The sequence below is a fragment of the Sphingomonas sp. P3_C6 genome, from assembly GCF_056402595.1.
In genome coordinates this window covers 1-15,610 of sequence record NZ_JBFUHB010000022.1, presented here as the reverse complement: position 1 = coordinate 15,610, position 15,610 = coordinate 1, and the positions used below count along the sequence as shown (strand labels likewise).

Annotated in this window: 11 protein-coding genes and 1 pseudogene; 3 read left to right on the top strand and 9 right to left on the bottom strand. The window is 61.7% G+C overall.

Going from position 1 to position 15,610, the window contains the following annotated elements; all coding sequences use genetic code 11:
* Positions 1-62: 62 nt before the first annotated feature.
* From AC1DT7_RS18035 to AC1DT7_RS18015, 5 genes are all read right to left on the bottom strand, one after another.
* Positions 63-869, bottom strand: a complete 807-nt coding sequence (locus AC1DT7_RS18035) for a helix-turn-helix transcriptional regulator (RefSeq protein WP_478037506.1) — start codon at positions 867-869, stop codon at positions 63-65.
* Between the two features lie 113 nt (positions 870-982).
* Positions 983-2,032 (bottom strand): FecR family protein, encoded by a 1,050-nt coding sequence (locus tag AC1DT7_RS18030; RefSeq protein ID WP_478037505.1) that lies wholly within the window; start codon positions 2,030-2,032, stop codon positions 983-985.
* 61 nt (positions 2,033-2,093) lie between these two features.
* Positions 2,094-2,639: an RNA polymerase sigma factor gene (locus tag AC1DT7_RS18025; RefSeq protein ID WP_478037566.1), complete on the bottom strand. Its 546-nt coding sequence runs from the start codon at positions 2,637-2,639 to the stop codon at positions 2,094-2,096.
* A gap of 57 nt (positions 2,640-2,696) precedes the next feature.
* The gene (locus tag AC1DT7_RS18020; RefSeq protein WP_478037504.1) at positions 2,697-3,374 is read right to left on the bottom strand and encodes an energy transducer TonB; all 678 of its coding nucleotides are present in this window, start codon (positions 3,372-3,374) and stop codon (positions 2,697-2,699) included.
* Between the two features lie 833 nt (positions 3,375-4,207).
* Positions 4,208-5,386 carry a tyrosine-type recombinase/integrase gene (locus AC1DT7_RS18015; RefSeq protein ID WP_478037502.1) on the bottom strand — a complete coding sequence of 393 codons (1,179 nt, stop codon included), beginning with the start codon at positions 5,384-5,386 and terminating at the stop codon, positions 4,208-4,210.
* Between the two features lie 169 nt (positions 5,387-5,555).
* Between AC1DT7_RS18015 and AC1DT7_RS18010 the strand changes: the two are divergent.
* The 3 genes and pseudogenes from AC1DT7_RS18010 to AC1DT7_RS18000 all read left to right on the top strand — a co-directional run.
* Positions 5,556-5,708, top strand: a pseudogene (locus tag AC1DT7_RS18010) (IS3 family transposase); the annotation flags it as partial.
* Between the two features lie 195 nt (positions 5,709-5,903).
* Positions 5,904-8,033 (top strand): AAA family ATPase, encoded by a 2,130-nt coding sequence (locus tag AC1DT7_RS18005; RefSeq protein WP_478037501.1) that lies wholly within the window; start codon positions 5,904-5,906, stop codon positions 8,031-8,033.
* A 5-nt stretch (positions 8,034-8,038) separates the two neighbouring features.
* Positions 8,039-8,938, top strand: a complete 900-nt coding sequence (locus AC1DT7_RS18000; protein ID WP_478037500.1) for an HNH endonuclease family protein — start codon at positions 8,039-8,041, stop codon at positions 8,936-8,938.
* A gap of 67 nt (positions 8,939-9,005) precedes the next feature.
* Here AC1DT7_RS18000 and AC1DT7_RS17995 read toward each other — a convergent pair whose 3' ends face one another.
* Genes AC1DT7_RS17995 through AC1DT7_RS17980 form a run of 4 tightly spaced genes read right to left on the bottom strand, consistent with a single transcriptional unit; the run spans position 9,006 to position 15,219 of the window.
* A complete protein-coding gene (locus tag AC1DT7_RS17995) occupies positions 9,006-10,106 on the bottom strand; it encodes a hypothetical protein (protein WP_478037499.1) in 1,101 nt (366 codons plus the stop codon).
* A complete protein-coding gene (locus AC1DT7_RS17990) occupies positions 10,099-13,179 on the bottom strand; it encodes an SbcC/MukB-like Walker B domain-containing protein (protein ID WP_478037498.1) in 3,081 nt (1,026 codons plus the stop codon). Before AC1DT7_RS17990 ends, AC1DT7_RS17995 begins: the two co-directional genes overlap by 8 nt.
* Entirely contained in the window at positions 13,172-13,834 is a 663-nt protein-coding gene (locus tag AC1DT7_RS17985) for a chromosome partition protein MukE (protein ID WP_478037497.1), read from the bottom strand. The genes AC1DT7_RS17990 and AC1DT7_RS17985 overlap by 8 nt, the downstream gene beginning before the upstream one ends.
* Entirely contained in the window at positions 13,831-15,219 is a 1,389-nt protein-coding gene (locus AC1DT7_RS17980; RefSeq protein WP_478037496.1) for a hypothetical protein, read from the bottom strand. Before AC1DT7_RS17980 ends, AC1DT7_RS17985 begins: the two co-directional genes overlap by 4 nt.
* Positions 15,220-15,610 lie beyond the last annotated feature (391 nt).

Genomic DNA, 15,610 nt, shown 5'->3' with positions numbered 1-15,610 from the left:
ACCGGATCACCGTCGATCGCGGGATCGTCACGGCCACCTTGCAGTGCGGCTCGTCGAAACGATCAGACGTGGGCGATGCCACGGCCGAAGGCGAGGACCACCGCCCGGATCTTGCTCGGCGCGCCGAGTTTGTCCGACGCCTTTTGCAGGTGATATTCCACCGTGCGTCCGGACAGGCCCAAGGCCTTGCCGCTTTCCTGCACAGTCTTGCCGAGCGCAGCGAGGCGAAGGCATTCGATCTCCCGTTCGGACAATTCGGGTGCCCAGTCCGCGACCTTCACCAACGTCTTTGCCAGGGAGTGATATTGCGCCGCGACAAAGGCGAGTTCCGGAGCACGCCGTTGCACGAGATCGGTGACGGCGTCTTCGTCATAACCGAAAAAACTGAGATAGGCCGGCCCATCCACACTGTCCTGGACCGGCACCGCGACTCCGGCAGCAACCCCGCGCGCGCGCTCCCGCTCGAGCCACAGGCGTTGAACCTCGGTAAGCTCGGGACCGAGGCGCGTCGACCAGGCGAAGGGAGCAAAGGCCATCCGGACGCGCTGCACGCTAGGATCGCGCGCAAGCCAGTCCTCCTCGTCGTCGTCGTTGCGATCGGAGGTCGTCAGAAACCGGATCGGCCTGTCGGAGCGCTCGTGAGTCCACCACCGCGTGCCGATATGAACATAACGCGCGCCATAGAATCCCAGGCCGCGGGCAACCTTCAGCAGCCAGGCGCGAAGATCGCCTGCGCTCTGGCAAGTGCCGATGGTCGGCAGGCTCGACCGAATATCATAATCGGGTCGGCGCGCGTGCGCCGCGAGCCGGCCTTCCTCGCGCCGGAGGCTGTCTTCCGTCGCAACCTCTAGCATGTGTCCGGCAAGCATGATGATTCCCCGAGCGACCCTATTCTAAGGACACTTCGAGACGCCAAAGTTGGCAGAACAAATTCGTGACACTTCTGTGACACATGCTGTCGCGAGTTCGCGAAAAGCCCGTCTCAGCTCAGGATCACCACACCGCCCGGCAATCGCGTTACTTTCGCTCCGAGAGCAAGTTCAGCCTGGCTGAAGAATTCGTCGAGACGGTTCATGTAATATGTTCCGCTCAACGGCCGACCCGCCAGCTTCTCGTTGGCAAGAAAGACCCGTCCCGAGCGATACCGGTTGATCTCCTGGATCACCGCTCGCATCGGCATGTTGCGGAAGATGAGCGTCCCGGTCTTCCACGCCGTCAGGGCAACGGTATCGATGCCCCGCAGCACATGGCCGATGCCGCGATCATTGTAACGGATCTGATTTTGCGCTTCCAGCACACGCTTCTGACCAGACCAGACGACATCGACCTGCCCGGCGAGGCAGGTGATGCAAACCTCGTTGCCATCACGCCGCGCGTTGAACCGGCCGTTGCTGGCGACGCTCGTGCCGGGTCCGGCGAGGAGCGCCGCCCGGCCCGATCGTCCGCTGCTCAAAAGAGCCTCGCCGCTGATCAGCTCGATTGTGGGAATAGCCCGGTCGGTGCGCAGGTCGACGCTCGTCCGCGTATTGAGCTCGACGCTGGCACCGTCGGCGAGGGCTACCAACCGGCGCTCGCCCGTTCCGGTGCGATAATCGGCGCGGAGTTCCGATGGCGATGGCACCAGCTCCATCGACCGGCCGAGCACGAGCATACCCCCCGTCAAGGAAGCAGCGATTGCGCCACCGAGCAGCCCCCGGCGCGAAAGCCGATGTACCAACACGGCGTCGATCGATACGTCATTGTCGTTGGCGCCCGCGTCACGCCGATCAAGGCCTGTGTTTTCCGCAACATCGCCGGTATCTTGACCCGGCGCCGACGCGATTACCGAGGGTGCGCCATCCCGCAGGAGCATGCGCAGCCGGACTGCCGACCGGAACGCTTCCTCATGGGCACGGCTGCGCACGCGCCACGCAACGACCTCGGCGGCATCGCCCTCGGTCGCGGTGCCGGACAACAGATGCGTTAGGTGGTCGAGCGCCTCCAGTCGAAGGCGCGCCAGTTCCGCGTCGGTCCATCCAGTCCGTTCCGTCATCTCGGCAAGCCAGCCACATGCTCCAACGGGAGCGCCCCACACAGGATCATTTCAGCGCCCCTTATTTAAAGGACACTTGAGAAAGCCGATCTTGCAACTCGACTATACAAAAAACCTCAGTCGCCCTCTGGACATGACGGTTGGCAAGCAGCAATTCGTGCCGAATTGTCCGCTCAGATACATTGTTTTCCAAGGACAACTCCTTGTACGTGGCACCCTCTGCCCAAAAGCGATGAAAAATTCGTCGCCGCCGTTCAGGCAGTCCCTGAAGCGCCACATCGACTGCTGCAAGCTCGGAACGCGCCTCCGCCGCGCGCACCGGATCCGGCGACTCATCGGGTATGTCGATCAGCGTCTCGATCTCGAAAGCTGACAGGTGCCGTGCTCCGCTTCGTGCCGAATTGCTCGCGATATTGAGCGCCATCGTCATCAAATAGGAACGCGGATTGTGCACTTCGCCCTCGATCTCGGCGCGATGGAGGCGGACATAGGTGTCATGCAGCGCGTCGTTGGCCAGGTCGGCCGACCCCAGTCGGCCGGCAAGCCGGCGCTTCAGGTCCGGATACGCCGAGACAAGCAACGAGACGAGGACATCGCGGGCCGACATGGTCACAGACTGAATGCGGGTTGCGGGATCAAGGCCGGGGCTGGAGCGTCATTCACCCTAGCCGCGGCTGGATAGAGCAAGGTGCTGCAGGAGCGACGAGTCGATCTCGATCACGAAGTCCATTCGCGACGGCAGGCTGGGTGGGATCGGCGGCAGCGGCTGCGACCGCCGCAACGCGTCGAGCGCGGCATCGTCGAGCATCTCCGAGCCGGAGCTTTCCTGTACCCAGCTGTCGAGCACATTGCCCAGCCGGTCGACGCGGAACGCCAGATGCGTGATGCCGGATAGCCGCAGTCGTTTTGCTTCTCCGGGGTAGCGGCTGTTATGCGCGACGATCTCGTACAGCCTGTGCTGATATTCATCGAACTCGGCCCGGGATGCAGCGGCAGGAGCTCCACCGCCAATAGCGGGTGAGGCCGCCGGCAAGCTGTGGCTGACCGGACCGCTCGCGAACTTGACCGGCTCCATCGCCAATGACGGCCGCGCCCGCGCGGCGCCGACCCCGACGCTCGGCAACTGCCTCTTCTGGAGGCTTGGGGTCGCGACACTGTTGCGGGAGATGCGCTGCCCATCGAGCGGAATGAGCTCCACCACCAGCGGCTTGCTCGATTCCCGCCGATCCAGCACGCGCGGCCACACATCCCAGCCCGACAGAAAGAGTCCGCCCATGATCGCCCCATGTGCGACACAGGAGCACATCAGAGCTCCGATGTTGATCCGGTTCGGGCCAGGCATGAAGACTCGCATTAAGTCGGGGCAGACTATTCTCTGTAGACCATGTTATTAGACGGCAGTGTGACATGCACTGGATTGTCGGAGTCGCCGCTAGTGGAATCCCGAGCACGACCCCTGATCTGACTGCATTCTTCGCCTTTGGCCGGTCCTTGGCAGCGCGATCAACCGACCGCGAATATACAGAAAGATCGAAAATGGAGCATTCACCCGAGAGCTTCGAGATCATTGCTCACGATTCGGTATGAATGACCTTGCACCAGGCGTGCAAATATGGACCCGCATATTCTAGCTCTGAAGAATATTTTCGAGACAATGCGCCCGCATAGGCCCTTTCCTACCGCGGGAAGCACCGTTTCCCCGGAAGATTGCGTTCAAATCGGGCCTGATACTGTCGTCGAAGCTCTCTCACGTGGACTGCCTGCGATGACTGGTCCGGTTGCGTAGTTAGTTGATGCGCGCCTGCGATGCCAGCCTGGGCGGGGGCGGAGCGCAGCGGAGCGCAGCGGAGCCGAGTGGCCAGGCTGGCAGCGAATATAACGAACCCTTGAATTCCGAAAGCGGCGAGAGTTGATCCAACAAACCGCGACAAGTGCGTTAAGGCATTTTGCCCTGATAGCTCCCATCTGCGCGACAATCCCGTGGCCAAATGCGTGGCCAAATTAGGGGATCGGAGGGGGATGCAGGTCATGGGAATGTCGATCGCCCCTCGGCTGATGCCCCCATATTCCCCTCTCGACCCTTCAGGGAGCGTTTTTTTTTTCGAGTCCCGCCGTCCGCACCACCAAGTTATTGAAAACGGGCTATATTTATACAGCCGCGGGCAAAAGCACCAATTAAGCCGCTGTTTTAGATAGCGAATTTGTGGGCAAATTATTTTCTTGCTCAATGAGCGGTGCAAACAGCGCATTCATTTTCCGGATTTCCTTGCGGCGATCGGAACCGTCGATCCACCGCGCATAGTGTTTGAACAGTGTGCCCGCGTTGCTGTGACCCAGTTGCCGCGCGATATAGGCGGGATTGATGCCGCCCATCAGCGCGATCGTCGCGAAGGTGTGCCGGGTGTGGTAGGCATTCCGTTTGCGAATTTTCAGCGACGCCAGAGCGGGCTGGAAATAGAATTTCCGCTGATCTTCGGACGCCGGCCATGCCCTTCCGGTTACGGGATTCAGAAAGATCGGTGTGTTTGAACCGTTGTCAGAGCTGCCCGCCTTCTGGCGTTCCAGCACCGCGATCATCCTGTCGCTCAGATCAACATCTCGCATCTCGTAGGTCTTGGTGGGTTTGATCTCTCCCCTCACCTTAGCCCGCTGGATGCGCATCGCAGGCATATCCCAATCTATGTCGCTCCAGCATACCGCGATCTGCTCGCTGGGCCGCACGCCGGTTCCGAAAGCAAACCCGTACCAGTTCCAAGCCTGCTCTGGCGCCTGCTGGCTCAGATGCGAGAGAATGGCCTCCATCTCTTCGCTCGTGAACGGGTCTGGAAGCGAATGCTGAATCTTGAGGTTCCGAATAGGTGCCAGAGGTGATCGGTCCAATAGGCCATCCTCCATTGCCACCCGAAACAATCCGCGAAGGGGGATCAGATAATTGTTGATCGTCCTAGGAGACATATCGCCGCTTCGCGACCGTACCCAGGCTCGAATCTCGGATGGCTTGATATCGGCGAGATGCCTCTCTCCAAAAGCCGGTACCCATACCTTGTCGATCGCCTGCCGATAGCCGGCGATCGTCGATTTGGTCACGACGAGACTGCCGATGTAGGTTTTCGCAGATTCCGGAAACGTCCCGCGCATCGCTTCGCACGATTGAGGGAAGTGGCGATGATAATCGAAGATGCCCAGATCGATCTCGCGACGCACACGCACCATCAATCGCTCAGCAGACCGAATATTCGTTTGCGTGGGTGCCATCTTTAGCGTGACTGAGCGCCTCACCCGATCATAGGTAAACCTAACCCGGATGTTCGACTTCAGCGCCTCAACACCCGTTCCCGGTTTGCCACGTCGCATTACTAACTCCCTCATATGGTTGAGGGGACGCCTCATCGCCAACAGAGGTTGCAATCGGATTTCCGGCCCTAAACGAAACTGCAGGCATCACGCCGGACGGCAAATTGGGCCGCGAGTGAGCCGTGCCGGGTTTGCCGGAGGCTCCAACTCCTGAGAAGGTAGAACCACGATGAGCAAGATAACCAACAAGTTTGCGCCGGGAGTCCGCCCACGAGCGGGATCACCCGTTGCGCTGGCAGCTATGGTGTCGATCACGGAGAAGGTCGGCTGCGTGCCCCAGACGCTGCATGAGTGGGTGAAGAAGACGGAGATCGACAGCGGCAACGGGGCGGAAGATCGACTTCGCCCTTATGCAGCCGGTCATGAATCGGGCGAAGACACTTGCGGGGAAGTCCGGTGAGGCTATGCCCAGATACTTTCGGGTGGGATGCGAGAACGGCGAATGAGGAAAGTATTTCGTCCTATTGAGCCACCTTCCTTCTTTCGCGCCGAGCGGGTGACGGAAGAGACAAGGCGCATGCTTACCTATCTGCGCCTCGACGATCCCGAGCGCCGGCAGCGACGGTCGGAAATCAACGCCGATCTTTTCTTCGATCCCGAGCTTGTTCGGCCCCTTGCGCGACTGTTCCTCGATAAGTGTGCGTTCTGCGAAACGCGACCTGGATCGGACGGCTTGACACTGCACTTTCGTCCGCTCTCTCATCCCGACGATAGCAAGATCTACCCGGATCATTATCTCTGGCTGGCATTTGAGTGGCGCAACCTGTTCTACGCTTGCCCATATTGCCTAAAATCAAAGGCTAACGCCTTTCCACTGAAGGGAAGTCGGGGTCCCTTTCGGGCCACGTTCGATGATCTCGTCGCGCAGGAGACACCGCTTCTGGTCGATCCAACGCGCGACGAGCCGGGTCGACATTTGCGTTTCCTAGCAGACGGGCGCTGTGCGGGCCTGTCCGAGCGGGGCGATATGACCATCGAGCTCTTCTCGCTCAACCGCAGCGAGCTTGAGATGGCGCGAAAGCATCGGCTCGGCAGCCTCGTTGATTGGCTTCACGCCGCGCCCGCCTATCTTTTCGACGGCATTGAGGAACTCGCCGTGACGGTGCCGCACGCAGGTGCGATTCGCAATTTCATGGGCCGCGTGGCGCTTGCCTGGCGTACAATCGATCAGCCGATCCGCGGCAGTGGCGACGTCTTTGTTCGCAACTTCGTCAAGGCCGTTCGAGAAGCCGACGGACCGCAGCGCGAGCGCCTCCACCGAGCTCTGGATACCCTCGCCGAGGATGATCGGCAGGCACCATCAGCGAAGCTGGATTCTCGTGCAATCCGCGCGGCAATCGATCTCGGCGCCGAAAAAAGGCGCCAGGACTATGCAGCCGCTGACCGGGACATTGCGAGCATCCAGATCAGCAATTTCAAGGCAATTGAGCGGCTGGATTTCCAGCTCGGGTCCAGCCGTGAGCTTCGCTCGGGTGCGCCTTGCCTGATCTTGCTTGGTGAAAATTCCACAGGCAAGTCGAGTGTCCTTTCCGCGATTGCCTTGGCGCTTCTCGGGCGTCGGGAAGCGGCCAAGTACAGAAAGCACTTCGCCGCGCTCGTGCGCAGCCTGCCGGTAACCCATTGGGACCAGCTGGACGCTCGCGCGGTTGAGGTCGAGATACGATTTCACGCGTCCGACCATGTCGCACATTTTGCGTTCGATCCCATTGGCCGGGTCCTTGAAGGCGCAGACGAACAATCCACGATTGTGCTTGGTTATGGCCCGAGACGGTTCTTCGACAGCCGCAAGCGCGATGCCGGGCGATCACCTGCGGCTCGGGTCCGGACATTGTTCGACCCGCTCGCAACCATTCCGTATCCGGGCGACTGGCTGAGAGCGCAAACGGGTCACCGCCTTGACACGGTGATCGCGGCCCTAAGGATCGTGCTCGCGCTTGACGATGGCGATGAGCTCATGGTCGAGCCGGATAGGGTGTCGGTCATGGCGAACGGCCGCTCCACTCCGATCGAGGCGCTCAGCGAGGGCTATCGCTCCGTCTTCGTCATGACGGTCGATATCATCCGTGAGCTTCTCGACCATTGGGACAATCTCGAAGATGCGCAGGCCGTGGTCCTGATCGACGAGGTCGAGACGCACTTGCACCCGCGATGGAAGATGCAGGTGATGTCGTCGCTGCGACGCGTCCTGCCGCGGGTACAGTTTATCGCAACGACGCACGACCCGCTGTGCCTGCGCGGGATGGATGATCGCGAGGTCGAGGTGCTAGAGCGCAATGCGGATCAGAAGATCGTCCGTCTCGCAGGACTACCGAGCGTCAGGGGCATGACCGCCGAGCAGCTCCTGACCTCGGATTATTTCGGGCTGTCGAGTACCGCCGACCCCTTCATGGAACTCGAACTTGCCCGTATTGCCGGCGATGTGACCAGGCGCACCGCCTCGGGCGAACTCTTTGCTACGCCGTCTGCCGCGACAACCTCCATGGTCAGTCGCTTGACCGTGGGTGACAGTCCGACCGAGCAGATCGTCCAGGAGGCATTGTCGCACTATCTCCGACGTCACGAAGCAAGCGGCGAAGAGCTGCGCGTCACGCTCCGGTCGGAAGCTGTTGCTGCGGTGTTGCGAGCCCTTGAGCGCGAAGGCGAGTAGGTCGGTTGCGCTATGTTGACAGAGCGGCGATCGCAGCACCGGGCTCCTTGGCCGGCCCCAGTGCTGCCGTTGCTCTCGAAAAAACCGCAGCAATCGCATTCTACGCGCACTTCGACTCAACCGCGCCCAAAGCGAAGGGCTATCCGTTCAAGGAATATAAGGGCTACGACGTCACGCTCGCGCTCGCCACGCTGTTTCACAATAAATGCGCCTATTGTGAATCCGACTTGGGAGACACTTTGGACGTGGAGCATTTCCGGCCCAAAGGCGGCGTGACCGGCGAGCACCTTCACAAGGGCTATTGGTGGCTAGCGCACCAATGGGAAAATCTGCTGCCCTCCTGTCCGCCCTGCAATCAGCGGCGGCGACAGCACCTAGTCACCGAGGCGATGACCGTGGATGAGCTGACAAAGCTCATGGCGAGGCGCCCGCGCGACTCCCATGGTAAGGCCAATCAATTTCCAGTCACGGGTGCGCGCGCATTTAGCGAAACCGACAATCTGGATGATGAGCGCCCGGCACTGATCAATCCGACGACGGACCAGCCGGCGCCCTTCCTGCGCTGGTCGAAGAATGGCGATTTCAGCATATTGCTGCCCGCCGGCACGCCGGAAGAAGAGGAGCGCGGCCTTGCAACGATCGCCACCTTCGCGCTCAACCGGGTCCGGCTGGTACAGAGCCGGACCCGCGTCCTCAACGAGCTTCGCTTCCATGCATCCGAGATCAGAAAGGCGCTCGTGGTCGATAGCATGACCGAGGGGGCCACGGGCGCAAATCTCGAGCAATCCCTGCAACGGGTCGCGGTGCTGCGCCGCCTTCACGAGCCTGACCAGCCTTATTCGGCGATGGTCAAAGCCTTTGTGGACGAGCTTGCCGCAGAGCTGCGCGCCACGGCCGTCGCCTAGCGCGCGCCGTGGCGCCGCAATAGGTGATCGGGGTAGCGAAGCTGCCGCCGACCGATGGGCCAGAACATCAATTGCGCCGATCGTTCACGCCAAAGGTGCCCGATAGAGGATCGCCGCTTTGGGACGGCAGCGGGACGAAGGAGAATCGTTCGGCCCCATCGAACAAGGTGTCGCGGAATTCGCCGGTCGCGACCACCTCATAGCCAGTCTCGCGCAGAGGCATCTCTTGCAGAGCCGTCACCTCTTCAACGGCCCTCCCAATAGCCTCCTTACGACCGCCAATCGTGGCGGGTGCGAAAGATACGAGCCCGTAGGAGAGTGCGCATCGCAAGCCGAACCGCTCGATCGACAGATGCCGGGCAAGCTGGAAAACGGCGGTTATGGCCGCGAGCGGATCTTTGACGACGAGCAGAAAGGCGCTGCCCTTTTCTCCGCGCCACGCGATGGCATCTTGGCCAAGGCTGTGGTCGAGCATTTTGGAGAACAAGGAAACGGCATCCCCTTTTTCGGTCGCCGTCATTTGGGCGAAGCCGAGAATATCGACTCCAATGAGAGCCGCGTGCACCTCCTGGTAAGCGGTCCCGTCGAGAAAGATGTCGGCGGCGATGTCGCGAAGCTGCGTCCGTAAACGCCCGATCAGGGCCTCTTTCTCGCGCAGGCGCGCAAACGCCGAGACCAGCTTCGACCTAAGGTCACCAACCTCACGCTCAAACGCCGCCGCCGATTGCTCGGCTGTATCGACGATGTCGACGATGACCGTGCGTCCGCTGAGGCTTCGGATTCGAATGTCCAGCGCGGCGCGGTCGCCGCAGATCCCCGCAAGGAGTTCCCGGATGATTTCGATTGAAATGGGATCAGGGTCGACGCCAAGCGCGACCTCGATCGTGCGGCGGCCGGGCGCATAGCTATTGCGGTCGAACAGGTCGAGGTCGGCGCTTCGGGCCGCCTCGACCAAGGCTTCCCAGCCGGGCCAAAGCGACGTCAGGCGCGTGCGGAAATCGCCCGTGCGCCCCGCCTCCGGTACCAGCTGGCTGCTTTTGACCTTTACCCAGCCAAGCGATTGAAGGGCATCGATCTCTGGTTGACGAGCGCCCGACCGCCGAACCTTACCGTCGACGATAAGTCGAAGAAGCGTCTCGATCGCGGGCCATTGCGACCGATCAATCATGGGTCTGATCCGTGATCAGCACCCGCCGGCGCGTCACCACACGGGGCGCCCCGCCCGGATCTCGTGTCCGCACAAAAGTGTATGTCGTCCTGCTCCCTGGAATCGGCTGCTCCTGGGGCGCAGCGACCAGCACCTGTGCGTCGGCCGTCTCCGCATAGGCGGCGATCGTGGCAAGGCCGGTCGAATCAAGCCGCGCCGCCTCGTCGATGACAAGGAAACGCAGGCAGGTGCCTGGAAGGAATGACACATTCATCGAGCGCGTTTCCCAGGACTCAAGTACGAGCAACAGGCACACAAAGGCGATACCGATGCGTTCGCCGGTGGAAGGATCCTCCTCCTCGATCGATCGCCAGCTCTCGCTGTCGCGGTGTCGAACCTCAACACCAAGCTCGGCATAATTGCGATAGTCGGTCAATTGCGTCACGTCGGGCGCGAGCGCACGCCGCTGCCCGCGCTCGGCCGAGCGTGCGACTGTTTCAAGCGCTTCGGCAAAGCTCAAATCAGCGCTTATCTTTCCGACTTCAGTCATGAACGCGTCGAGTTGATCCAGTATCTCGGTCTTAGCCGTCAGCTTCAACCTGATCCCCGACAGATCGCCGAAACGGGCGTCCTCGCGTCCCCGGTTAAGCCCTTCGATGCGCCGTCGCTGCTGGCTGACAGCGCTCTCGATCGCCGAACGGATCGCGGTGGTTTCCACACGGAACAGCCTTTCGGCCCGCTCCACATCAACGCGAAGTTCTGCGACACGTGCCGACAAGGCAGCGCACGCTTCGACTGGGTCGTTCGTTGAGGTCAGGTTTCGCGGCATCAAGCTAAAAGCCGAATCGCGCATGGCGCGCCAGACGCGCAGACACGTCGCCGGAGACTGGTCGACGGTTGCCGCGTTGATCTGGTCGACCGCGTCGTTTGCGGCTAGGATTAGTGTCCCTGCGAACGACGCATCATTTACCTGTCCTTGCAGAGACTGTCCGGCAGCCGCGGCGCGCTTTGCCAGCCTGTCCGCGACAAAGTCTCCCTGGAGTCCCTCCAGCCACCCAGGTTCGGACAGATGGCTGAGCAGTTGCTCGCCCAACGCCTGCTCGAGCCAGGCGTCGCGGCTTGCAGCTCGTTCACCGGCCTCCAGCTGCGCGTCGCGCGCCGCTTCACGAGCTCTGGCCGTAGCTCTCTCGGCGGCCACCAGGCGCTCCTGGTAGCGCGTGATATCGTCCCTCGCTCTGGTCAACGCCTCGTCGGCAGCGGCGCCATACGACATCGCAGTTCGCCATGCTTCCGCAATGTCTTTATCCTCGGCCACCGACATGGCAGGCCAACGCCCATGAGGTCCGGCGCTCAGTGCTTCCTGTAACCCGGTCCTGCGCGCCTGGGTGGCCAATACCGGCGGCAGCGTCTCGTTCGGAAACAGATCCGCGCTTTGCGCGATCGCGGCCGTCTTATCCAGCGCTGCCTCGATTTCGGCGGCGCGCCGCTCAGTCGCATCCAGCCCGATCGCAGCGTCATCGCGGCCCTTCTGCAGGGCGCGTAGGGTGCGCGTCCGCGCGGCAGTGCCCAATATCGGGCGGTCCGGGAGCTTTGACGCGCGCAGAAACGCCCCTTCCGGAACGATCAGGCCGCTCTCCGTGGGGGGAGGAGGCGAGATAATCCCATCTACGTCGCCAGTCTTTATAAACCAGCTATGCTCAAGCGTCAGCGGATCGCTCAAAGCGGACGCTGCGGCTTTATCGGGGTCGTCTACGACCGACGCGTTGACCGCCGGCCCAAGTCTTGCCTGCAACTGTCGGGCAGCTTCGATATTCAGGTCTGCGAAGTGCGGCTGGCGCGCCAGAGCGGTTTCGCGCAGCACTTCACCGGAATACTCAAGCGCTGCGATGCCGCTATCGAGGTCGGCTAGAGTGCGGCGCAGGTCGGCCGCCCCGGCAAGAACAGTCGTGCGCAGTTCCTTCGCGCGGTCCCGCGCGGCAAGGAAGGACGGCCAGTCACCAATCGCGCCGTCCACCAGAGCCGTCAGGTCGGGCAGCGCGGCCCTGTTTGCATCAATCCGCCTGCGCTCATCGATCGCGTGATCCAGGCTTGTGATCCGTTCCACGATGGCATCGCGTCCCCGATCCCGCGCGGAGAGGGCGGCGTCCAGCGCAGCCTGCAGCCCCGGTCGCCGAGCAAGCAGATCGGCCAGCGTCGCCTTTATCCCCGACTCATCCGCGGCAGTCTTTTTCAGATCCGCGTCGGCCTTTACTGCCTCCGCGCGGGCCGATCGAAGCCGAAACTCGTCATTTGCCCAGGCGCATTGGACCAGTTCGTTTGCGGCTTCCCACAGCTTCTCAAGGACCCGGCGCTTGGCTTCATAGGCGTCGATGTCGGCGCGCCCGCGGATCAAGCGACGATAGACCTCGTCCATGGTCTGGAGGTTGGCGCCCAGTCGCTCTTGTTCAGGGAGAAAATGATCCTTGAGACGATAGACGAGCTGTGCGGCGTCGCCACCGAAGCCGGCAAGATAGAGCTTGGCGAACTGTTCTTGGTCTTCGCGGTTCTTCAGTGGCCTCGGCAGAATACCGAGCTGATGAAGGTAGGGGTAATATTCGCCCGGTCCGCTGAACTGCCGGAACGATCCACCGGCGCGGCCCGCAGCATCGCCGATCTCGTCGAGCGTCGCGACACGGCGAATGCCGCTGTCATCGGCGGTGAGCCACAAAGACGGGTCTGGCGGCTCCGGAAAGCCATGCGCCGCGAACGGCGTCACGGAAACGCCGGTCTGTGCCGCAGGATTGGCGGTCAGGCGAGCGCCTAGATAGAGGGGCGCCGTTCCTTCGCGCTCGACGCGCAGGACGCTGTATGACGGGTTGCCATCGACACCGACCTTGGTGCGCAAGCCGGCATGACCAGGAGCGCTTCCCCGAAATATGCTGTCTATCCGCGCGGCGTTGGGCACCAGCGCTGCAACAATCGCTGCCATCGCAGTCGTCTTGCCAGCGCCATTCTCGCCGTGAAACTGGATAACGGGCCCGTCAAAGCGCCACCGGCTCGCGGGATAGCCAAGCCAGTTCACGACATAGACCTCGGCGACCCTCAGTCTACTCATCGTCGCCGTCCACCGGTGAGCGATGCAATATGCCCCGGCCCACGAGCGCGTCGACAGCCTCGCCGATACGACTGGGGTCCCCGCCGCTTGCCTGTGCCGGAAGCGAAAAACGATGAATGGCGGTGCGCGGCAGCACGCGCCGCTCACCACCCGCATCCTCGGTAAAGTCCAAAAACCCCAGGCTTTCGAGTTCCCGCAGGCAGCGCTCTACCCGGAGGCGCGCCCGTTCGCGCCGTTCGACATCGCTGCCCACACGCTGCTGCGTGGCGAAAAGTTGAACGAACAGGTCCGCCGACCCGATCGCCATTTCCATGCGCTGGACAAAATCGTCGAAAGGAAGCCCCTCGGAGAATGCGCCGGGATCGAGCCGTACCGAGCAGGCGATGGCACCGACCAACATCTCCTGACGGCCAAGGTGACGACGACCAAAATGTTCAGTGTCCCCGAGGAGATGATAGCATTCATCGGTCTCGACGACGGTCGATTGCCAGGTAGCGTAGAACTCGTTGATCAGCACGACGTGGCGGCGGAGGAAGTCATAGGCCGTTCCGTCCTCGGGCCCGACATGACCGCCTTTTTCGAGCAAGGTCGACAGCCTCGCGAACTCCATCGACCGTAGCAGGTCGGCGATGTCAAGACGATCGGGGTCGCTCATGCCGCCTCCTCGTGCGGTGACACGACTCGCAACAATTCGCTCTCCAGCCCGGGTGCAAGCGGCGCGAGATTCGCCGGCGCCTCGACAGGTTCCGGACGCGCCCGTTCGAGCATCCGCTGAACAACGCGACCGGCCAGAAGTGACAGGTCGCGGGGCGGGAGATCGGCGAAGCGGCCCAGCAGGTCATGCAAATCGGCCTCACCTGTCGCCGCGAGACAATTCTCAAGCGCCTGCTCGATTTGGGCAAGCCGATAGGCAGCGGGACCGGGATCAAGCACTTCCTCGACCGGCACCTCGAAAGCGACGGGCGCCAACACCCCAAGCTCCGGCATTTCCGCCGCTCGAACGCGCCGATGCGGTTCAGCTCGGCAGATGGGCAGGCTATAGGTGAAAGCGTGTTCGTCGTTGCCTTCTTCGCCCATCAAAGCCGCATAAGCGCGAACCTGTTCGTTCAAAACGCGCGCAAGCGTGCGGTGCGGGTCAATCCGTACCATTTCGGTCAGAAAACGCATGACGTGCCGATGGAAACCTGCCCAGGCACCGAACCGGTCCGATGCCCAATCCGCCAGCAAGACCAGCCGAGCGTCGAGGTTATCAGCGAGGCGCGCAGTCTCCGGCGCTGCGTTCTGGGTAATGCCGATAAGGCGGTCGATCCGCTTTTGAATACGCTGATGACCCTCGAGAAGGCATATCTTGATCTCCTCTGCCGCCTGATATGAGCTTCGCAGCACATCCCCGCAGCGTGCAAGTGCGTCTTCCCAGGTTTCGAGCCCCATCATTTCCGGAATCTGCGCACGCAGCAATTCCTGGCGATAATCGAGATTGACGCGGCGATCGTCGATATCGGCAAGCAAACTACCGATCACCGCCCAAGTGCGGTCAAGATCCCATGGCCGCCCCTCGGCGATTGCGCGCGTCGCTTCCTCAATCGCGCCTTCGAGTTCGGCCTGGAGGCCGGCGAGAAGAGCGGTGAGTCGGCCCGCCTCCAGTGTATGACCCACATCGTAAGCGTTGGCGATCGCCCTCCCGATGGGGCCAAGCGCATAACGACGATCGTCCAGCACCCGCGCACCCGCTTGTTCGATCAACACACGCTGGTCGATCAACTGGTTGATCGCGCGTGGCACGTCAGCCTCCCGTATTGAGGTCGTCATTCTGTCCTGCTCCAAAACCTCCCCATAGAGTTCGGTCAGCCGAGCGTAGCTGAGAGACGCTGCCTGCTCTTCGCCAAGCGAATGGTTGGCCACCGCCAGGAAGGCGATATCCGTCGAAACCAACCGAAGGCCGGCACGGTTATCCTGGAGAATGGCTGCAACAGTTCTGCGCAGGTCAGCAAAGGATGCGGCGTCGTCGCTGCGATCGGCACGAGAAAACAAGTCCGTCACCGTCGCGTCAACTTGATCTTGTCCCCCCACCATCCAACCAAGCCTGCGTTAACCCCAGCGCAACGTCAATCGGAAGCATGTCGCCAGATCGAAACGAATGTTCTTGAGTGGCGGGAGAGGAGTTGAACAAGGGCTTGATGACTTATACCAAGGCGCGCTGAGAGTGACTCACGTGGTGGATTCCCAAGGTGCTGAAAATCTGATTCGACGTTGCAGGCAGATGGAGGCTTGCGATGGCGGCAGCGGTTGGCGTTCGGCCCGACTACACACCGGCGGATTTGCGTCGATGTGCCAGACGAAGTGGTGATGCGGATCAGGTCCGACGCCTATTGGCGGTAGCGCTGATCCTGGATGGGGGGAGCCGAAGTGACGCGGCGAAACTTGCCGGCGT